The following is a 17983-nucleotide window of genomic DNA, read 5'->3' as shown; positions in this document are numbered from 1 at the left end:
GGGACTGGGTGAGCAGCCACCCGGCCAGCAGCACCAGGTGCAGCAGGAACATCCAGAGGCCGACGGCCACCACCGCGCCCACGGCGACGAGGCCGCCGAAGGGCGCCCCGAGGTCCAGGGGCAGCGACAGGAACACCACGAACCCCTGCAGGAACCCCGACAGGCACGCCGCGGTGAACAGGGCGCCGCACGCCACCGCGCGCCGGCGGTGCCGGCCGGCGGCGACCACGCCGAAGCCCCAGGCGAGGGGCACGGTGAGGACGAACAGCACCGAGTAGTAGCCGACGAAGAAACGGCCGACCGCCGGGCCCACGCCGTCCTGCTGGGCCAGGTCGGCCATGAAGCGGGCGGCCAGCAGCAGCGGGTACAGCAGCACGGGCGTCACGACGACCAGCGGCAGCGTGAGCAGCCGTCCGCGCCAGCCGGTGAGGGTGTCGGTGTCCCGCTGCCGGCTGAAGCGCAGCAGGGCGCGGCGCAGGCCCTCGCCGTAGAAGGAGAGGGGCACCAGCGCCAGGACGAAGCCGAGCAGGTCCAGCCGGACCCCGGCGGAGGCCAGCCGCTCGACCGCGCCGGGCGCGCCCAGCTCGGCCGGCAGCAGCTCGGTCAGCCGGCCGACGAGCGCGCGCACCTCGGCGGGCGAGGTGGCCAGCGCGGTGAGCCGCACGGCCACCAGCAGCAGCGGCACGACCGCGATGCCCGCGTAGAAGGTCAGCCCGGCGGCGATGAGGGCGAGATCGCGGCCGCGCAGCAGGCGCCGGGCGCCGGCCAGGAGCGCGCGCGTCGCGGCGCCCGGCCCGGCCGCCGTCCACCTCCGTCCCCGGCTCACCGGCTCACGACCCGGGCGGTCGCGCGCCCGCCGACGGTCCGGGGCAGCGCTCAGCCGCCGGGGTTGGCGTCGTCGGTGGTCGGCGCGTCGTTGCCCGGGTTCTCGCCGGTCTCCTGGCAGCTGGCGTCGTTGGGGTTGCTCGCGTCCTCCCCGCTGGAGTCGCAGTTGGTGGGCCCCCGGGAGAAGTCGGTGTTGTCGCCGCAGGCGACCAGCGAGCCGAGGAGGGCGAGCACGACGAGCGGCCGGGCGAGGCGCGAGCGCGTGGAGGAGGACATGCCCGACTCGTGCTCGTCCCGGCACCCTCCCAAACGGGTGTGCCGGAACCGGGCGGCGACCCACCGGTCGGGTGTGAGCGGGACGACGGGAAAGTACTCATTGTCACGAGCCGGTTACACCCTTACGCTGTGTACGTCCAACGGGGCGTTCCGTCACCTACCTGGGTGACACCCCGTGGACGCCGTCGAGCCGGTCCTCCCCGAGGGGGACCGGGCCGGGGACCCAACGCAGTCCCGGGGTGAAGCGTGCGCGGTCCGCGCGCGCCGGGCGACTCCACGCCCGAACCCGTCAGCTAACCCGGTAGGCGGCCTGGGAGGAGAAGGAGAGACGCCGACCCGTGGCGCCCCTGAGCACGTCCGTCCCCGGCCTGCCCGTGACCACCCGGTCGCGCCGCCGCGCCGTCCTCGCCCTCGTCGGCGCCGTGGGCATCGGCCTCGGTCTGGGGAGCGTCCCCGCGCCGGCCGCCGCCGAGGAGCCCACCACGGCGGCCGAGGCCGCCGAGCTCGTCGCCGCCCGCGGGCACGACCTCGAGGTCGTCACGGAGCGGTTCAACGAGGCGCGCGAGGGGCTGGCCGCCCAGCAGGCCGCCGCCGAGGCCGCGGCCGCGACGCTGGCCCAGGCCCAGGCGTCGGTGGACACCGCCCGCGAGCAGGTGGTCGGGATCGCCCGGTCGGCCTACACCGGCGACGCGATGGGCCCGCTGCAGGCCCTCATGACCAGCCAGGACGCCGACGAGTTCGTCGACCGGGTGACCCTGCTCCAGGGCGTCGCCGGGTACCAGAACGGCCTGCTCGGCGAGGCCGTCACGGCCACCGAGACCGCGACCGCGGCGCAGACGGCGGCCGCCGAGGCCGCCGCCGAGGCCCAGCGCCGGTACGACGACGTCGCCAGCCAGCAGGCCGGCCTCGAGGCGCAGATCGCCGAGTACCAGGCCGACTTCGCCCGGCTGAGCGCCGAGGAGAAGCGCGCCGCCCTCGAGGCCGCCGCCGCCGCGCACGCCGCCGAGGAGGCCCAGCGGGCCAGCCGCGACGAGGAGCGCGCCGCCGCGACCTCCGGGAGCGCGCCCGCGTCGTCCTCGGGCTCCTCGTCCTCGTCGTCGTCCCCGACCTCGAGCGCCCCGGCCGCCGTGCCGTCCGGTGGGGGCAGCGGCGCGGCCGCGACGGTGGTGGCCATGGCCCAGCGCGGCAAGCCCTACGTGTGGGCGGCGGCCGGCCCGGGCTCCTTCGACTGCTCCGGCCTGACCCAGTACGCCTTCCGCGCCGCGGGCATCAGCCTCCCGCACTCCAGCGGCATGCAGTCGCGCATGGGCACCGCGGTCTCCCGGGCCGACCTGCAGCCCGGTGACCTGGTCTTCTTCTACAGCCCGGTCAGCCACGTCGGCATCTACGTCGGCAACGGCCAGATGGTGCACGCCCCCACCTCCGGCGACGTCGTCAAGGTGGCCAGCATCGACGCGATGGGCGGCTACGCCGGCGCCCGCCGCCTCACCTGACGCAGCGACCGCTGGCGGAGCCCCGGCCCCTCGCGGGAGCCGGGGCTCCGCTGCGTCTGGACCCCGGCCGGCTGGTGTGGAACGCTGCTCGCGAACGAGAGCACTGCTCACGTCAGAAGGCCGGGATGCGACGCACAGGGGCGTGGACGGGAGCGGTCGCCGCCCTCCTCTCGGAGATGGCGGCGCTGGGCGTCCTGGCCTGGTGGGGGGCCACCGTGCCGGAGGCGGCCGCCCTCCGGGTGCTCCTCGGAGCGGGTCTGCCGGCAGCTGCGGCGGTGCTGTGGGGTCTGTTCGCCGCGCCCCGTGCCGTCGTCCGGGCGCGGGCGCTGCTCGTCGTCACGAAGCTCGCCGTGCTCGGGGGCGCGGTCGCCGCCCTGGCCGACCTCGCCGGGCTCGTGCCGGCCGCCGTCCTGGCGGTGGTCTCGGCCGCCGGTGCGCTGCTGTCCGACCCGGCGGCCCTGCAGCCGCCGGTCAGGGACGCGGCGGCTGCCCGGGCGCGCTGACCCGCTGCAGCAGGCCCCGGACGAAGGCCGCCGTGGCGCCCGAGGTCAGGCGGACCTCCCAGCGGGTCACGACGCCGGGGTCGACGTCCACGGCGCCGGCAGCCCGCTGACGTCGCCGACGACGTGCTCCCACAGCCGCCCCGCGGTCGCCGGCGGCGCCCCCGTCCGGAGGCTCGCGCCGAGCGTGCGAGGCGGGGGAGGGACGGAGTCCTTCCAGCAGCGGGTGTGGGCGGCGTGGGCCTCGGCGCGGGTGGCGCCGAGGCGGGGGAGCGCCCCGGCGACCAGGTCGGGACGCAGGTCGGCCATCCGGCGGAGCAGCACGAGGCAGAGCTCGCGCCGCGCCGGACCCCGCACGCCCACCGGCCCTGCCACGGAGGTCACACCGCCGGCCGGGATCCTCGACGACCGGTCCCCGTTGGACAGGGGAGACCCGACCGTCCACCGGAGGACCTCCCCGCGATGAACCCCCGCACCGTCGCCCTCGCCTTCCGCGTCGCCGCCGTCGCCGAGGCGCTGTCCTGGGTCGGCCTGCTCGCCGGCATGTACGTCAAGTACGTGCCGGCGACCACGGAGGCGGGCGTGCAGTTCTTCGGCCCGGTGCACGGGGCGGTGTTCGTCGCCTACGTGGTGGTCGCCCTGGTCGCCGCCCGTGTGCTCGGCTGGTCGCGGTGGACGGCGCTGCTCGCGCTGGCCGCCTCGGTGCCCCCGCTGGCCACGGTGGTGTTCGAGCGCTGGGCCGGGCGCACCGGCCGCCTGCAGGAGCCCGCGCGCGCCTGACCTACCGTGCGGGCATGCCGGAGCCCGTCCTCCCCGCGACCGCCCGCACCCTGCTCGCCCGCACCGCCCGGGTGCAGCGCGACGGCCGGGCGCCGAGCCTGGTCGCCGGCGTCGTCCGGGACGGCGGACCGGTGTGGTCGGCCGGCCGCGGTGACGTCGACGAGCCGCACACCGACGTCCAGTACCGGCTCGGCTCGATCAGCAAGACGGTCACCGCCGTCGCGGTGATGCGGTTGCGCGACGAGGGGCGCCTCGGCCTCGACGACCTCCTCGACCGGCACCTGCCGGGTACGCCGTTCGGCGACCGCAGCGTCGGGCAGCTGCTGTCGCACCTCGCCGGTGCCGCGGCCGAGAGCCCGGGCGGGTGGTGGGAGCGCGTCCCCGGCGGGTCGCTGGCCGACCTCGGGCTGGCCGGCGAGCACGTCGTCCTCGGGGAGGCCCGCCGCTTCCACTACTCCAACCTCGGGTTCGGCCTGCTCGGCGAGCTGCTCGCCCGCGTGCGCGGCCGGTCGTGGGCCGACGTCGTCACCGCCGAGGTGCTCGGCCCCCTGGGGATGACCCGGACGACGACGCGCCCCTCCGGGCGGGCCGCCCAGGGCCACGCGGTGCACCCGTGGGCCGACGTCGTGCTGCCCGAGCCCGAGCACGACGCCGGCGTCATGGCCGCGGCCGGGCAGCTGTGGGCGACGCTGGCCGACCTCGCCCGCTTCGCCGTCTTCCTGCTCGGCGACACCGGCGACGTGCTGTCGCCCGCGACGCTGGAGGAGATGGCGGTGCCGGCCGGCGTCGACCCCTCCTCGCCGGCGTGGTCGGCCTACGGGCTGGGCCTGCAGGTGCTGCGCGTCGACGGGCGCACGCTCACCGGCCACGGCGGCTCGATGCCCGGCTTCCTGGCCGGGGTGTTCGTCGACCGCGAGGAGGGCACCGGCGGGGTCTCGCTGGCCAACACGACCAGCGGCCTGGACGCGCTGGTCCCCGGCCTGCTGGCCGACCTGCGCGCCGCCGAGCCGCGGGTGGTGGAGCCCTGGGTGCCCTCCCCGGCGCCGGTGCCGCTGGAGCAGCTGGGGATCTGGTACTGGGGCCCGGCGCCGCTGGCCCTGCGCGCGCTGCCCGGGGGGCTGCTGCACCTGGGGCCGCTGCCCGGGCGCGCGGGGAGGGCCAGCCGCTTCCGGCGGCGCGACGACGGCACGTGGGTGGGCCTGGACGGCTACTACGCCGGCGAGCCGCTGCGCATCGCCGCCGACCACCTCGACCTGGGCACGTTCGTCTTTACCCGCACGCCTTACGACCCCGCCGCGCCCGTCCCCGGCGGCGTCGACGAGGCCGGCTGGGGACTGCCGCGCTGACCCCGCGAGATCTGCACACTCGTCCCCTTCCCGGTGCTGATGGCGGCCAGTGTGCAGATCTCGCGGCCGGTCGAGTGGGCCGCGGCGGCGCGGGTCGGACGGTGAGCCCCCGGGAAGGGCGGCTACAGGCGGTCGAAGGCGTCCATCGTGGTCTTGACGACGGCGCCGTAGGCCAGGTGCGGCACGATGTCGCTGGCCCAGTCCGTGGCCGACCAGGTGCGGGGGTCGGTGATGCCGAGCGCGGTCATCGGGCCGTTGGCCGCGACCAGGACGACGAGCGTGGTGAGCGCCGTGCCCACCAGCGGCTGCGACCGGAAGCCCGAGGCCCGGGCCAGCCCGATGAGCACGCCGACGCCGACGCCGGCGACCAGGCCGGTGATCGGCCCCAGCCCCTGGATGCGGTTCTGCCGGTGCTCCTCGTCGCCGGGGATGGGCACGTGCGCCTTCTCGGCCAGCTTCTCCACGGTCTGCTCCGGGGTGGAGCTCGTGCCGCGGCCGCGGACGGTCATGTCGAGGTAGGTGACGGCGTTGAGCGCGGTGGTGCCGGCCGCGCCGGCCGCCGCACCGCGCAGCGCCCAGCCGAGCGTGCTGATGCCGCGCTTGCCCTTGCCGATCGTCCCCACGGGAGTGCGCGTCGCCATGCGCAACGGCGTACCCGTCGCGCTCACCAGGGCAAACGGGCGCACCCTGGGGGAGTGGACGACGCCGGCCCCGCCCTGGAGCGGGCGATCGAGGAGCTGCTGGCCGCCCGGGCGCCCGGCGCGACGATCTGCCCGTCGGAGGCGGCCCGCGCGGTCGACCCGGAGGGCTGGCGGGACCTGATGCCGGCGGCGCGGGCGGCGGCCGGCCGGCTGGCCGCGGCGGGCGCGGTCGAGGTCACCCAGCAGGGCAGGGTGGTCGACGTCGCCACCGCCCGCGGTCCCGTCCGCGTCCGGCGGGTCAGCCGCTGACCGGCGGCACCGGGCGGGCGAGGAAGGCGGCCAGCAGCCGGGCGGTCCGCTCCACCGTCCCGCTGTGCAGCACCTCGTACCCGTGCGTGCTGAGCGTGGGCAGGCTGAGCAGCGCCGCGCGCGCCGCCAGGCCCGCGGCCTCGGCCTGCGAGGCGTCGGAGTCGAAGGACTGCCACACCGCCGTCTGCGGGTCCAGGCCCAGCTCCCGGCCGATGTCGACGAGCGCGTCGGCGACCTCCCGGTCGTGGACGACGGCGTCGTCGGCGTAGGCGACCACCGGACCGCCGTCCACGGTGACCTGGTACTCCGCCTCGGCCGGGCCGACGTCGAGGGCCAGGGTGAGGTCGCCGGGCAGCGTGCGGCTGGCGTGCAGGGCGCCGATGCCGCTCATCTCCTCGCTGCTGGTGGCCACGAGGTAGACGTCGCCGGGCGGCCGCCCGCCGTCCGCGCGCAGCAGCCGGGCCGCCCCCACCAGCGCGGTCAGCGCCGCCCGGTCGTCGAGGAGGACCCCAGGAAGTCGCCGACCTCGGTCAGCCCGCGCTCGTCGGTGTGCACGCACACCCGCGTCCCGGGGTGCACGCCGGCAGCGGCGAGGTCGTCGGCGTCGCGGCCGGTGACGACGTACACGTGGGTCCAGTCCATGGCCTGGTCGCCGCCGTCGGGCTTGGTCTGCCAGATGCGCTGGCTCTCCGGGGTGGTGTGCTCCGAGCCGAGGGTGAGCACGCCGGTCAGCGTCTCCCGGCGGCCGAGCACCGCGACCGGCCCGAGCCCGGAGTTGCCCGGGTACATGACGCCCAGCGAGTTCACCCGCAGCGTGCCGTCGGGCTCGACCCGCTCGACCACCATCGACAGCTCGTCGAGGTGCGCCATCACCCGCACCGGCGAGGCGGACCGGTCCGTCCCGTGCACGAGCGCCACCAGGTCGCCCGCGGCGTCGACGGTCACCTCGTCGGCCAGCGGCTCGAGCTCCCGGCGGACGACGCCGCGCACGGCGCCCTCCTCGCCGCAGGGGCCGTAGGTGTGCAGCAGCTCGTCGAGCAGGTCGGTCAGCGGGGTCGGCACCGGCCGCCCCCACCCGGCGGCGGGGTCGCTAGTCGGGGCGCTGGTCGGTGCCGGCCGCCCGCTCGAGCAGCGGGGCGACCCGGTGGTCGACGTAGCGGCGCAGCGCGAGGGCGGTGTCGGTGCGCTGCACGCCCGGCAGCGCGAGCACCTGCTCGGTGAGCCGCCACAGGTCGTCGGCGTCGACGGCGACCACCCGCACCAGCAGGTCGGCCGCGCCGGACAGGGCGGTCACCTCCAGGACCTCGGGCAGCGCGGCGAGGGCGGCGGCCACCTCCGCCAGGCTGCGCTGCACCACCTGCACGGTGACGTAGGCGCCCAGCCGGTAGCCCAGCGCCTCGGGGCGCACCCGGGACCCGTAGGGCGCGAGCAGGCCGCCGGACTCCAGCCGCGCCAGCCGGGCCTGCACGGTGTTGCGGGCCAGCCCGAGCCGCTGGGACAGCGCCATCACCGTGGCCCGCGGATCGTCGGTCAGGGCCTGCACCAGGCGCGCGTCGGTGGCGTCCAGGCGGTCCTGCGGCGCGGGCACGGGAGCAGTCTGGCACGTCGGGACGCCGTCGTGCGGGCATCCTGCTCAGTTCCCGGACCGGCCCTTGCGCACCTCGACCGGGTGGTGGTGTGCTCCGGTGAGCGCGGGACCGTGTCAGGATGTGTGAGTGGCGCCACACCCCGGCGCCCACGCACGGACGTCCAGCACCCCAGCGCGACCGGCGACCCCGGTGGCAGGGGCCGAGGCGAGGAGGAGCACGTGAGCGTGTCCAGCGGAACCACCGAGGTGGTCGATCCCGTACCGGGGGCGGAGGCGCCGCACCTGCCCCGCGACACCGACCTGGTGCAGCTGCTGACCCCCGAGGGCGAGCGGGTCGAGCACCCCGACTACGCCATCGACGTCTCCGCCGAGGAGCTGCGCGACCTCTACCGCGACCTGGTGCTCGTACGCCGCTGGGACGCCGAGGCCACCGCGCTGCAGCGCCAGGGCGAGCTGGGGATCTGGGCCTCCCTGCTGGGCCAGGAGGCCGCCCAGGTCGGCGCGGGCCGCGCGCTCGCGCCCGGGGACGTCGCCTTCCCCACCTACCGCGAGCACGGCGTCGCCTGGGCCCGCGGGGTCGACCCGCTGCACGTCATGAGCCTGTTCCGCGGCGTCGACAACGGCGGCTGGGACCCGGTCGCCACCCGGTTCAACCTCTACACCGTCGTCATCGGCGCGCAGACCCTGCACGCCACCGGCTACGCCATGGGCGTGCAGCGCGACGGCGCGGAGGACGCCGTCGTCGCGTTCCTCGGCGACGGCGCGACGAGCCAGGGCGAGGTCAACGAGGCGATGATCTGGGCGGCGAGCTTCTCCACGCCCGTCGTCTTCTTCTGCCAGAACAACCAGTACGCGATCAGCGTGCCGCTGGAGCGCCAGTCGCGGGTGCCGCTGCACCGGCGCGCGGCCGGCTTCGGCTTCCCGGGCGTCCGGGTCGACGGCAACGACGTTCTCGCCGTCCTCGCGGTCACGCGGGCGGCGCTGGCCGCCGCCCGTGAGGGCCAGGGCCCCACCTTCGTCGAGGCGTTCACCTACCGGATGGGCGCGCACACCACCTCCGACGACCCCACCCGCTACCGGCTGGCCAGCGAGCTGGAGGAGTGGAAGCTGCGCGACCCGATCGCGCGGGTCAAGGCGTACCTGTCGCGCACGGGCACCGCCGACCCGGCGTTCTTCGACGCCGTCGAGGCCGAGGCCGACGAGCTCGCCGCGCGGATCCGCACCGGCACCCGGGAGATGCCCGACCCGCCGGGGACGGCGATGTTCGACCAGGTCTACGCCGAGCAGACCCCGCCGCTGGCCGCCCAGCAGGCCGAGTTCGAGGCCTACCAGGCGAGCTTCGAGGGAGGCCACGAGTGAGCACGCAGACCCTCACCATCGGCAAGGCGCTCAACCTCGGCCTGCGCCGGGCGATGGAGGACGACGCCAAGGTCGTGCTCATGGGCGAGGACATCGGCCGCCTCGGCGGGGTCTTCCGCATCACCGACGGGCTGCAGAAGGACTTCGGCGAGGACCGCGTCGTCGACACCCCGCTGGCCGAGGCCGGCATCCTCGGCACCGCCGTGGGCCTGGCCATGCGCGGCTACCGGCCGGTGTGCGAGATCCAGTTCGACGGGTTCGTCTTCCCCGCCTACAACCAGATCGTCACCCAGGTGGCCAAGATCCACGCCCGCTCGCGGGGGAGGCTGGCGATGCCGATCGTCATCCGCATCCCCTTCGGCGGCGGTATCGGCGCGGTCGAGCACCACAGCGAGAGCCCCGAGGCCTACTTCGCGCACACCCCCGGGCTCAAGGTCGTGGCGGTGAGCAACCCGGTCGACGCCTACTGGGGCATCCAGCAGGCGATCGCCCACCCCGACCCGATCGTCTTCCTCGAGCCCAAGCGGCGGTACTGGGAGAAGGCCGAGGTCGACACCGACGCCATCCCCGACCCGCTGTTCGCCTCGCGGGTGCTGCGGGGCGGCGACGACGTCACCGTGCTGGCCTACGGCCCGATGGTGAAGACGGCGCTGCAGGCCGCCGAGGCCGCCGCGGAGGAGGGCCGCTCGCTGGAGGTGGTCGACCTGCGCACGGTCAGCCCGCTCGACCTCGACCCGGTGTTCGACTCGGTGCGGCGCACCGGGCGCTGCGTCGTCGTCCACGAGGCGCCGGTGACCCTCGGCCTGGGCGCGGAGATCGCCGCCCGGGTCACCGAGGCCTGCTTCCACTCCCTGGAGGCGCCGGTGCTGCGGGTGGGCGGCTACGACACGCCCTACCCGCCGTCCAAGCTCGAGGAGGAGTACCTCCCCGACCTCGACCGGGTGCTCGACGCCGTCGACCGCGCGATGGGGTTCTGAGGACATGGCACTGCGTCAGTTCAAGCTGCCCGACGTCGGCGAGGGGCTCACCGAGGGCGAGATCCTGCAGTGGCTGGTCGCCGTCGGCGACACGGTGACGGTCAACCAGCCGCTGTGCGAGGTCGAGACGGCCAAGGCCGCCGTCGAGCTGCCCTCGCCGTACGCCGGCACGGTCACCGAGCTGCTGTCGGAGGCCGGGACGACGGTCGACGTCGGCACGCCGATCATCACCATCGACGACGGCGCGGACGCCCCGGCCGCCCCGGCGCCCGCACCCCAACCCGGCGGGGACGGCGCCGAGCCGGCCGCGGGACTCATCGGCGGTGCGGCACCCGGGGGCCGGACGGCGGTGCTGGTCGGCTACGGCCCGCGCACCACCGAGGCCCGCCGCCGTCCCCGCCGGGCGGAGCACGCGACCCCCGCCGCCCCCGCGCCGGTCGGCGCGGACTACGGCTCCGGCGGGCAGGAGCGGCCGCCGCTGCTGGCCACCGCGCCGGACATGACGGCCAAGCCGGTGCGCCACGGCGGCCTGGAGGTGGGGCGGCAGGCCGAGGCCCACGCCCTGTCCGGGGACGCCGCGCCCTCCCGCAGCGCCGAGCACGGGCACCGCCGGCCCCGGCCGCTGGCCAAGCCGCCGGTGCGCAAGCTGGCCAAGGACCTCGGCGTCGACCTCACCGCGCTGACCGGCAGCGGGGACGGCGGGGTCATCACCCGCGAGGACGTCACCGCCGCGGCCGCCGGACCCGCGCCGGCGCCCGCGCCGGCCGCGGTGCCGACCCCCGTCGCCACCGGGGGTGAGCAGCGCATCCCCGTCCGCGGCGTCCGCAAGCACACCGCGGCGGCGATGGTGGCCAGCGCCTTCACCGCACCGCACGTCACGGAGTTCCTGACCGTCGACGTGACCCGGATGATGAAGCTGCGGTCGCGGATCGCCGCGCGCCCGGAGTTCGCCGGCGTCAAGGTCAGCCCGCTGCTGTTCGTCGCCAAGGCGCTGCTGCTGGCCGCCCGGCGGCACCCGATGGTCAACAGCTCCTGGGACGAGGCGGCGCAGGAGATCGTCGTCCACGGGCAGGTCAACCTCGGCATCGCCGCGGCCACCCCGCGCGGGCTGGTCGTGCCCAACGTCAAGGACGCCGGCCGGCTGTCGCTGACCGAGCTGGCGCGGGCGCTGGCCGAGCTCACCGAGACCGCGCGGGCGGGGCGGACCGCGCCGGGCGACATGACCGGCGGGACGATCACCATCACCAACATCGGGGTGTTCGGCGTCGACACCGGGACGCCGATCCTCAACCCCGGGGAGTCGGCGATCCTGGCCTTCGGCGCGGTCCGCGAGATGCCGTGGGTGCACAAGGGGAGGGTCCGGCCGCGTCAGGTGACGCAGCTGGCGCTCTCCTTCGACCACCGGATCGTCGACGGCGAGCTGGGCTCCCGGTTCCTCGCCGACGTCGGCGCGCTGCTGTCCGACCCCGGGACGGCGCTGGCCTTCTGACCGGCCCGGCGCCGTGCCCGGTCAGCCGCCGTGCCCGGTCAGCCGCCGGCCACGGCCGCCGGCGGGGCCCACCGCACCACGCGCGCGCCGGCGTCCACGAGGAGGCCGGCGGGCAGCAGCCGGAAGACGGCGTTGCGCGCCGCCTGGGGCCAGCCGCCGGGCACGTGGGCGCCGATGCGCGCCGTCACCAGCGACCCGCGGGCGATCCGGCGGCAGCGCGGGCGACGGGCGGCGTCGTAGGCGGCCAGCGCGTCGGCCAGCGGCGTGCCCGCGGCGACCGGCCCGCCCACCAGCCGGCCCACGCACACGCCGTCCTCGAGCGAGGTGTTGGCGCCCTGTCCCATCGTCGGGAGCATGGCGTGCGCCGCGTCGCCGACCAGGACGGTCCGGCCGCGCGCGTAGGAGCCCAGCCCGCCCGGCAGGTGGTGGACGTCGTGGCGCATCAGCCGCTCGGGCGGGGTGCCGGCCACCGTGGCGCGCACGTGCGGTGCCCAGCCGGCGAAGTGCGCGACGGCCGCGGCGTGCTCGTCGTCGTGGCGGACGCCCTCGGAGGAGCGGACGTAGCCGTACCAGTAGACCTGGCCGGGGCCGATGGGCACGGTGCCGAACTCGGCCTGCGGTCCCCAGACCGCGACGAACCGGTCGTCGGTCGTCCCGGGGACGTCGACCACCGCCCGCCAGCTGCTCCACCCGCTGTAGCGCAGCCGGGCGCGGGGGAACAGCTGCCCCCGCACGGCGCTGCGGATGCCGTCGGCGGCCACGAGCAGGTCCGATGTCCGCGTGTGCTCCGTGCCGCCGGAGCGCCAGGTCACCGACGCCGGCTCCCCGTCGGGGTCGCCGGCGGTCACGCCGACGACGGCGGCGCCGGTGAGCAGGTCGGCGTCCCCGGCGGCGTCCAGCAGGGCGGCGTGCAGCCGCTGCCGGTGCACGCCCCAGAGGCGGTTGACCGGGTCGGGGTCGTCCCCCGGGGCCGGGAGGTGCAGCAGCCAGCGCCCGTGCCGGTCCTGGGTGCCGGCGGTGGAGGTCGCGCGCCCGGCCGCACGGACCCGAGCGCCCACCCCGACGTCGTCCAGCGCGGCCATGCCGTTGCGGGTGACCGCCACGCCCGCACCGACCTCGCCGAAGGCCGCGGCCCGCTCCAGGACCGTCACCTGCCAGCCGGCGCGCAGCAGCGACGCCGCGGCCGCCAGCCCGGCGATGCCGCCGCCGACCACCGTCGCCGTCCGCCGTCCCGTCATCCCCGCACCCCTCCCGCCGTCGCGACCCCATCATCGCGCCGGCGCGGGCGGACGTGTCCCCGCGCGACGGCAGGGGTAGGGCGCGCTCGACCGCAACGACATCTCGAGACACGAGGAGCGTTCCCCATGGCCAGCGTGCAGGAGTCCGTCGACGTCGACGTCCCGATCCGGGTCGCCTACGACCAGTGGACGCAGTTCGAGTCCTTCCCGCAGTTCATGGGCGGGGTGGAGCGGATCACGCAGCTCGACGACACGCACACCCACTGGGTCACCAACATCGACGGCGTCAAGCGCGAGTTCGACGCCGAGATCACCGAGCAGCACCCCGAGGAGCGGGTCGCCTGGACCAGCACCACCGGCGACTCCAAGCACGCCGGGGTGGTCACCTTCCACCGCCTCGACGACACCAAGACCCGCGTCATGATCCAGATCGACTGGGAGCCCTCGGGCATCGTCGAGAAGGCCGGCGCCGCGCTCGGGTTCGACGACCGTCAGGTCAAGGCCGACGCCAAGCGGTTCAAGGAGTTCATCGAGAGCCGCGGCACCGAGACCGGCGCCTGGCGCGGCGACGTGTCCCGCCCCGACCAGCCCTGAGCCGGGCACCGCGATGATCAGGTGACCTGATCCCAGCGCGTCCTCCCTCACGTTCCACGGTGAGGGAGGACGCTCCACGATCAGGGACCCTGATCATCGCGCGGGACCGCACCCGCGCCCGGCACCGACGACGGCGCCCGCCCCCTCGTGCAGGGGACGGGCGCCGTCGTCGTCCTCGCCGTGTCCGGAGGCCCACCCCCAACGTGCGAGGGGTGAGGGGGTGGGGGTGCTATTCGGCGTCGAGGTCCTGGGCGACCAGGCCCGCGATCTGCTCGACCACGCCGGCGTCGTCGCTGCTGACGGTGACCTCGGCGCCCTTCTGGGCACCCAGGGTCATGATCATCAGCGGTGACCCGGCGTCGACGGGCGCGCCGCCCGGGGTGGCCAGGGTGACCGGGACCCCGGCCTTGCCCACGGCCTCGGCGATGAGTGCGGCGGGGCGGGCGTGCAGGCCGACCCGGGAGCCGACGGTGACGGTCTGACTGGGCATTCGTCGTCCTCGCTTCAGGTGATGGGGCTGGGTTGTCGGGGTCGAGCCTGCCCTGTCAGGCGCGCGCGGGCGCGCTGACGGTCGAGGCCGGGGTCGCGGTGTGGGCGTGGGCCAGGTCGACGGCGTCCTCCGGGACGGCCTCGGCCTTCGTGCGGCCGATGCTCTTGGCGATCGTCACCGCCAGGCCGCCGACGACGGTGCCGGCGATGAGGGCCAGCACGAAGACCAGCACGTTGTTCATCGCGAAGAACACGAAGATGCCGCCGTGGGGCGCCCGCAGCTCGACGCCGCTGGAGGCGACGATCGCGCCGGTGGCCGCGCCGCCGAGCATCATCGACGGGATGACCCGCAGCGGGTCGGCTGCGGCGAACGGGATGGCGCCCTCGGAGATGAAGGACAGGCCCAGCAGCCACGCCGCCTTGCCGTTGTCCCGCTCGGCCGGGGTGTAGAGCTTCGGCCGGATCGCGGTGGACAGCGCCATCGCCAGCGGCGGGACCATGCCGGCCGCCATGACGGTGGCCATGATCACCAGCGAGCCGCTGGTCTGCGAGGCCAGGCCGGCGGTGGCGAACAGGTAGGCCGCCTTGTTGATCGGGCCGCCGAGGTCGAAGCACATCATCAGGCCGAGGATGATGCCGAGCAGGATCGCGGAGGTACCGCTGAGGCCGTTGAGCCAGTTGCCCAGGCCCTCGAGCGCGGCGGCCAGTGGTCGGCCGAGCACCGCGACCATGATCCCGCTGGAGATCAGCGTGGCGAGCAGCGGGATGATCACGACCGGCTGCAGCCCGCGGACACCGGTGGGCAGCTTCCACGACGCGATCCACCGCGCCACCAGGCCGGCGAGGATGCCGCCCACCAGGCCGCCGAGGAAGCCGGCGCCGACGCTGACCGAGACCGCGCCGATGACGAAGCCGGGCGCGATGCCCGGGCGGTCGGCGATGGCGTAGGCGATGTAGCCGGCCAGCGCCGGCACGAGGAAGCCGAAGGCGGCCTGGCCGAGCACGGTGCACAGCGCGCCGAGGTAGCCGAAGAAGCCGTCGTTGAGGCCCTCGACGCCCGGGGCGCTCGGCAGGTTGAGGAACGTGTTGTTGAGGACCCAGCTGAGCGCGTAGCTCTGGTCGTCGGTGGCGGGGTTGCCGTTGACGATCTGGTAGCCGCCGAAGAGGAAGCCCAGCGCGATGAGCAGTCCGCCGGCCGCGACGAAGGGGATCATGTAGCTGACGCCGGTGAGCAGCCAGCGGCGGATCTCCGCCCCGGTGCTCGGGCGGGCGCCCGAGCCGGCCGTGGCGGCCTCCGCGGCGGTGCCGGAGCCGGGCACCTTCCGGGAGTTCGGGTCGTCGGCGGCCGCGAGCGCCTCGCGGATCATGACCTCGGGCTCGTTGATCGCCCGCTTGGTGCCCGACTGGACGACCGGCTTGCCGGCGAAGCGGTCCCGGTCCTTGACGCCCACGTCGACGGCGAAGATCACCGCGTCGGCCTCGCGGATGACCGCCGGGTCCAGCGGCGTGGAACCCGAGGAGCCCTGGGTCTCCACGACGAGGTCGACGCCCTCGGCCTGCGCGGCGGCGGTGAGCTTGTCGGCGGCCATGTAGGTGTGCGCGATGCCGGTCGGGCAGGCGCTGACGGCCACGATGCGGCGGCGGCCCCGGGCCCCGTCGGCGGAGGCCGGCGCCGCGGCGGCCGCGGAGGTGGCAGGGGCGGGCACCGAGGCGGCGGCGCTCGCGCCGCTGGCCGGGCTGGGGGAGACGACCTCCTCGACCAGGCCGACGATCTCCGCGGCCGAGCCGGCCGCGCGCAGCGAGGCCACGAAGTCCGGCCGCACGAGGGCGCGGGCCAGCGCGCTGAGCAGCGTGAGGTGGTCGGCGTCCCCGGCCGCCGGGGCGGCGATGAGGAAGACCAGGTCGGCCGGGCCGTCGGCGGCGCCGAAGTCGACCGCGGGCGCGAGCCGGGCGAAGGCCAGCGACGCCTGGGTCACCGCCGCCGAGCGGCAGTGCGGGATGGCGATGCCGCCGGGCAGCCCGGTGGCCGCCTGGGCCTCCCGGGCGAGAGCGTCACCGGCGAGCGCCTCGGCGCCCGTCGCCCGGCCGGCGTCGGCCACCAGGCCGGCCAGCCGGCGGACCACCGCGGCCTTGTCTGAGCCGAGGTCGCTGTCGAGGACGACCAGCTCGGGGGTGATGAGTGCGGACATGACGGACCTTCCGGGGCGTCAGGAGACGTCCCGGCCGGCGGCCGGGACGGGTCGGGCTGCGGGTGGGGCGGACCCGGGCGGGCCGGGCTGTACGGAGACGCCGGCCAGGTCGACCTGGGCGGGCGTGGGGAGGGCCGAGCCGGGCAGCGCGGCGGCGGCCGCGCCGGTGGCCACCGCCCGGCGCAGGCGCTCGGCCGCGGGCGCCCCGGCCAGGGCACCCAGCACGTGGCCGGCCAGGCTCGAGTCGCCGGCGCCGACCGTGCTGCGCACGGTGATCCGCGGTGGGCGGGCCGACCACACCTCGCCGTCGGCGGTGGACAGGACCGCGCCGTCCCCGCCGAGGGTCAGCAGCACCTCGGCGATGCCGCCGGCGTGCAGCGCGTCGACGGCGGCGCGCAGGGCGGCGGGGTCGGCCAGCAGCTCGGCCTCGGTGGTGCCGGCCACCTGGGCCAGCTCCTCGCTGTTGGGCTTGACCAGGTCCGGCGCCGACGCGGGGCCGGCGGCCAGCAGCGCCAGCAGCGGCGCCTCGGAGGTGTCGACGGCGACGCGGGCGCCGGTGTCGCGGACGGCCCGGACCAGCTCGGCGTACCAGTCCGCCGGCGTGCCCGGGGGCAGCGAGCCGGAGAGCACCACCCAGCCGGCGTCCCGCGCCGCGTCGTGCAGCACCGTGCGCAGGGCGGCCCGCGTGTCGGTGTCCAGTGCCGTCCCCGGCTCGTTGAGCTTGGTGGTGGTGCCGTCGGGCTCGGTGAGCGTGTAGTTGGTGCGCACCGGCGCGCCGGTCGGCACGGTGCGCAGCGGCAGCGACAACGCCGCCAGGGCCGTGACGAGCGGGTCGGTCTCGTCGGCCGGGACGACGGCGAGGACGTCGGTGCCGGCGGCGGCCAGCACGCGGGCGACGTTGACCCCCTTGCCGCCGGGCTCGGTGGAGCTGCTGCCCAGCCGGGCGACCCCCCCGCGGGTCAGCGCGCCGGGCAGGACGAGCGTCCGGTCGAGGCTGGGGTTGGCCGTGAGCGTGACGACGCGGCCGCCGCTCACGCGACCACGACCTCGACGCCGGCGTCCTCGAGGCGCCCGACGACGGCCTCGTCGGCGCTGCTGTCGGTGACCACGACGTCGACGTCGTCGACGGCCGCGAAGCGCACCAGGTGCTCCCGGCCCAGCTTGCTGCCGTCGGCGAGGACGACCACGCGCTGGCCGGCGCGGACCATGGCCCGCTTGACCGAGGCCTCCGCCTCGTCGGGGGTGGTCAGCCCGTGGCCGGGGGTGATGCCGTTGGCGCCGAGGAAGGCGACGTCGATCCGCAGGTCGGCCAGCGCGCGCACCGGCGTCTCGCCGACCGCGCACTGGGTCAGCCCGCGGACCCGGCCGCCGAGCACGTGCAGCGTCAGCCCGGGGGCGGTGGCCAGCCGGGCGGCGATCGGGATCGAGTTGGTGGCGACGAACAGGTCCCGGTCGGTGGGCAGCGTCTCGGCCAGGGCCGCGGTGGTGCTGCCGCCGTCGAGCAGCAGGCTCCCGCCGGGGCCGGGCAGCAGGTCGGCCGCCGCGGCGGCGATCTTGCGCTTGGCCTCGGCGTGGGTGGCGTGGCGCTCGGCGAGCGCGGTCTCCATGAGGGTGAGCGCGCCGGAGGGGACGGCCCCGCCGTGCACCCGGCGCAGCACCCCGCCCCGCTCCAGGACGGCGAGGTCGCGGCGGACCGTCTCGGTGGTGACCCCGAACTGCTCGGCCACGGCGGTCACCGCGATCCGGCCCTGCTCGACGACCAGCGTGGCGATCGCCTGTTGGCGTTCCTCCGCGTACACCGGTCACCTCCTCGTCGTCCCGTCGGGGTCCCTGATCCGGATCACATTCGTGTCCGAATGTGTGGGACCGCGCTTGTGGCTTTGTTGTTCT

General features: G+C 76.3%; 20 protein-coding genes, 1 pseudogene and 1 riboswitch. Of the genes and pseudogenes, 9 read left to right on the top strand and 12 right to left on the bottom strand.

The features are described from left to right. Positions 1-7 precede the first annotated feature (7 nt). Positions 8-826: pseudogene (locus ACU616_RS06830) on the bottom strand (YhjD/YihY/BrkB family envelope integrity protein); the annotation flags it as partial. A 50-nt stretch (positions 827-876) separates the two neighbouring features. Next, complete coding sequence (locus tag ACU616_RS06825) at positions 877-1101, bottom strand: hypothetical protein (protein ID WP_446757722.1); 225 nt, start codon at positions 1099-1101, stop codon at positions 877-879. Positions 1102-1289: 188 nt separating this feature from the next. Next, positions 1290-1423, top strand: a riboswitch (cyclic di-AMP (ydaO/yuaA leader). 16 nt (positions 1424-1439) lie between these two features. Between ACU616_RS06825 and ACU616_RS06820 the strand changes: the two genes are divergently transcribed. Then, complete coding sequence (locus ACU616_RS06820; RefSeq protein WP_446757721.1) at positions 1440-2594, top strand: C40 family peptidase; 1155 nt, start codon at positions 1440-1442, stop codon at positions 2592-2594. Between the two features lie 125 nt (positions 2595-2719). Further along, positions 2720-3097: a DUF2568 domain-containing protein gene (locus ACU616_RS06815; protein ID WP_446757720.1), complete on the top strand. Its 378-nt coding sequence runs from the start codon at positions 2720-2722 to the stop codon at positions 3095-3097. A gap of 66 nt (positions 3098-3163) precedes the next feature. On the opposite strand, the gene ACU616_RS06810 is transcribed toward ACU616_RS06815, so the two are convergent. After that, positions 3164-3478: a hypothetical protein gene (locus ACU616_RS06810; protein WP_446757719.1), complete on the bottom strand. Its 315-nt coding sequence runs from the start codon at positions 3476-3478 to the stop codon at positions 3164-3166. Positions 3479-3556: 78 nt separating this feature from the next. Here ACU616_RS06810 and ACU616_RS06805 point away from each other — a divergent pair, with 78 nt between their 5' ends. Next, the gene (locus ACU616_RS06805) at positions 3557-3874 is read left to right on the top strand and encodes a DUF3817 domain-containing protein (RefSeq protein WP_446757718.1); all 318 of its coding nucleotides are present in this window, start codon (positions 3557-3559) and stop codon (positions 3872-3874) included. Positions 3875-3888: 14 nt separating this feature from the next. Beyond that, positions 3889-5220 (top strand): serine hydrolase domain-containing protein, encoded by a 1332-nt coding sequence (locus ACU616_RS06800; RefSeq protein WP_446757717.1) that lies wholly within the window; start codon positions 3889-3891, stop codon positions 5218-5220. A 122-nt stretch (positions 5221-5342) separates the two neighbouring features. Here the strand turns inward: ACU616_RS06800 and ACU616_RS06795 are convergent, their stop codons facing one another. After that, positions 5343-5861 carry a hypothetical protein gene (locus ACU616_RS06795; protein WP_446757716.1) on the bottom strand — a complete coding sequence of 173 codons (519 nt, stop codon included), beginning with the start codon at positions 5859-5861 and terminating at the stop codon, positions 5343-5345. A gap of 54 nt (positions 5862-5915) precedes the next feature. Between ACU616_RS06795 and ACU616_RS06790 the strand changes: the two genes are divergently transcribed. Then, positions 5916-6170, top strand: a complete 255-nt coding sequence (locus ACU616_RS06790) for a DUF3253 domain-containing protein (RefSeq protein ID WP_446757715.1) — start codon at positions 5916-5918, stop codon at positions 6168-6170. Here ACU616_RS06790 and ACU616_RS06785 read toward each other — a convergent pair. The 3 genes from ACU616_RS06785 to ACU616_RS06775 are packed head-to-tail and all read right to left on the bottom strand — an operon-like array spanning position 6160 to position 7758. Beyond that, positions 6160-6642 (bottom strand): hypothetical protein, encoded by a 483-nt coding sequence (locus ACU616_RS06785; protein WP_446757714.1) that lies wholly within the window; start codon positions 6640-6642, stop codon positions 6160-6162. The two genes, ACU616_RS06790 and ACU616_RS06785, sit on opposite strands and share 11 nt — an antisense overlap. Positions 6643-6650: 8 nt before the next feature. After that, positions 6651-7232, bottom strand: a complete 582-nt coding sequence (locus ACU616_RS06780) for a hypothetical protein (protein WP_446757713.1) — start codon at positions 7230-7232, stop codon at positions 6651-6653. A gap of 28 nt (positions 7233-7260) precedes the next feature. Next, positions 7261-7758, bottom strand: coding sequence for an Lrp/AsnC family transcriptional regulator (locus ACU616_RS06775; protein ID WP_446757712.1), 498 nt, complete (start codon positions 7756-7758; stop codon positions 7261-7263). A 219-nt stretch (positions 7759-7977) separates the two neighbouring features. Here ACU616_RS06775 and pdhA point away from each other — a divergent pair, with 219 nt between their 5' ends. From pdhA to ACU616_RS06760, 3 genes are read left to right on the top strand one after another with little or no spacing between them, the layout of a single operon-like run. After that, positions 7978-9117: a pyruvate dehydrogenase (acetyl-transferring) E1 component subunit alpha gene (gene pdhA, locus ACU616_RS06770; RefSeq protein ID WP_446757711.1), complete on the top strand. Its 1140-nt coding sequence runs from the start codon at positions 7978-7980 to the stop codon at positions 9115-9117. Further along, positions 9114-10094 (top strand): alpha-ketoacid dehydrogenase subunit beta, encoded by a 981-nt coding sequence (locus ACU616_RS06765; RefSeq protein WP_446757710.1) that lies wholly within the window; start codon positions 9114-9116, stop codon positions 10092-10094. Before pdhA ends, ACU616_RS06765 begins: the two co-directional genes overlap by 4 nt. 4 nt (positions 10095-10098) lie before the next feature. Continuing rightward, complete coding sequence (locus ACU616_RS06760; RefSeq protein ID WP_446757709.1) at positions 10099-11583, top strand: dihydrolipoamide acetyltransferase family protein; 1485 nt, start codon at positions 10099-10101, stop codon at positions 11581-11583. Between the two features lie 38 nt (positions 11584-11621). On the opposite strand, the gene ACU616_RS06755 is transcribed toward ACU616_RS06760, so the two are convergent. Then, on the bottom strand, positions 11622-12821 hold the full coding sequence (locus ACU616_RS06755; RefSeq protein WP_446757708.1) for an FAD-dependent monooxygenase: 1200 nt from the start codon (positions 12819-12821) through the stop codon (positions 11622-11624). Between the two features lie 126 nt (positions 12822-12947). Here ACU616_RS06755 and ACU616_RS06750 point away from each other — a divergent pair, with 126 nt between their 5' ends. Then, positions 12948-13415 carry an SRPBCC family protein gene (locus ACU616_RS06750; RefSeq protein ID WP_446757707.1) on the top strand — a complete coding sequence of 156 codons (468 nt, stop codon included), beginning with the start codon at positions 12948-12950 and terminating at the stop codon, positions 13413-13415. Positions 13416-13644: 229 nt separating this feature from the next. On the opposite strand, the gene ACU616_RS06745 is transcribed toward ACU616_RS06750, so the two are convergent. The 4 genes from ACU616_RS06745 to ACU616_RS06730 are packed head-to-tail and all read right to left on the bottom strand — an operon-like array spanning position 13645 to position 17892. After that, the gene (locus ACU616_RS06745; protein WP_204692040.1) at positions 13645-13905 is read right to left on the bottom strand and encodes an HPr family phosphocarrier protein; all 261 of its coding nucleotides are present in this window, start codon (positions 13903-13905) and stop codon (positions 13645-13647) included. 55 nt (positions 13906-13960) lie between these two features. Next, the gene (locus ACU616_RS06740; protein WP_446757706.1) at positions 13961-16093 is read right to left on the bottom strand and encodes a PTS fructose transporter subunit IIABC; all 2133 of its coding nucleotides are present in this window, start codon (positions 16091-16093) and stop codon (positions 13961-13963) included. A gap of 18 nt (positions 16094-16111) precedes the next feature. After that, complete coding sequence (locus tag ACU616_RS06735) at positions 16112-17128, bottom strand: 1-phosphofructokinase family hexose kinase (protein WP_446757705.1); 1017 nt, start codon at positions 17126-17128, stop codon at positions 16112-16114. Beyond that, on the bottom strand, positions 17125-17892 hold the full coding sequence (locus ACU616_RS06730) for a DeoR/GlpR family DNA-binding transcription regulator (RefSeq protein ID WP_446757704.1): 768 nt from the start codon (positions 17890-17892) through the stop codon (positions 17125-17127). Before ACU616_RS06730 ends, ACU616_RS06735 begins: the two co-directional genes overlap by 4 nt. Between the last annotated feature and the right edge of the window lie 91 nt (positions 17893-17983).

Source organism: Geodermatophilus sp. URMC 62 (assembly GCF_052931475.1).
This window is presented reverse-complemented; position numbering and strand designations above follow the sequence as displayed.

Bases quoted from the DNA above. Each gene is read 5' to 3' on its own strand.
- ACU616_RS06740 (WP_446757706.1), bottom strand. From the start codon at position 16,093: ATGTCCGCACTCATCACCCCCGAGCTGGTCGTCCTCGACAGCGACCTC.
- ACU616_RS06760 (WP_446757709.1), top strand. From the start codon at position 10,099: ATGGCACTGCGTCAGTTCAAGCTGCCCGACGTCGGCGAGGGGCTCACC.
- ACU616_RS06825 (WP_446757722.1), bottom strand. From the start codon at position 1,101: ATGTCCTCCTCCACGCGCTCGCGCCTCGCCCGGCCGCTCGTCGTGCTC.
- ACU616_RS06745 (WP_204692040.1), bottom strand. From the start codon at position 13,905: ATGCCCAGTCAGACCGTCACCGTCGGCTCCCGGGTCGGCCTGCACGCC.
- ACU616_RS06755 (WP_446757708.1), bottom strand. From the start codon at position 12,821: ATGACGGGACGGCGGACGGCGACGGTGGTCGGCGGCGGCATCGCCGGG.
- ACU616_RS06815 (WP_446757720.1), top strand. From the start codon at position 2,720: ATGCGACGCACAGGGGCGTGGACGGGAGCGGTCGCCGCCCTCCTCTCG.
- ACU616_RS06800 (WP_446757717.1), top strand. From the start codon at position 3,889: ATGCCGGAGCCCGTCCTCCCCGCGACCGCCCGCACCCTGCTCGCCCGC.
- ACU616_RS06795 (WP_446757716.1), bottom strand. From the start codon at position 5,861: ATGGCGACGCGCACTCCCGTGGGGACGATCGGCAAGGGCAAGCGCGGC.
- ACU616_RS06750 (WP_446757707.1), top strand. From the start codon at position 12,948: ATGGCCAGCGTGCAGGAGTCCGTCGACGTCGACGTCCCGATCCGGGTC.
- ACU616_RS06805 (WP_446757718.1), top strand. From the start codon at position 3,557: ATGAACCCCCGCACCGTCGCCCTCGCCTTCCGCGTCGCCGCCGTCGCC.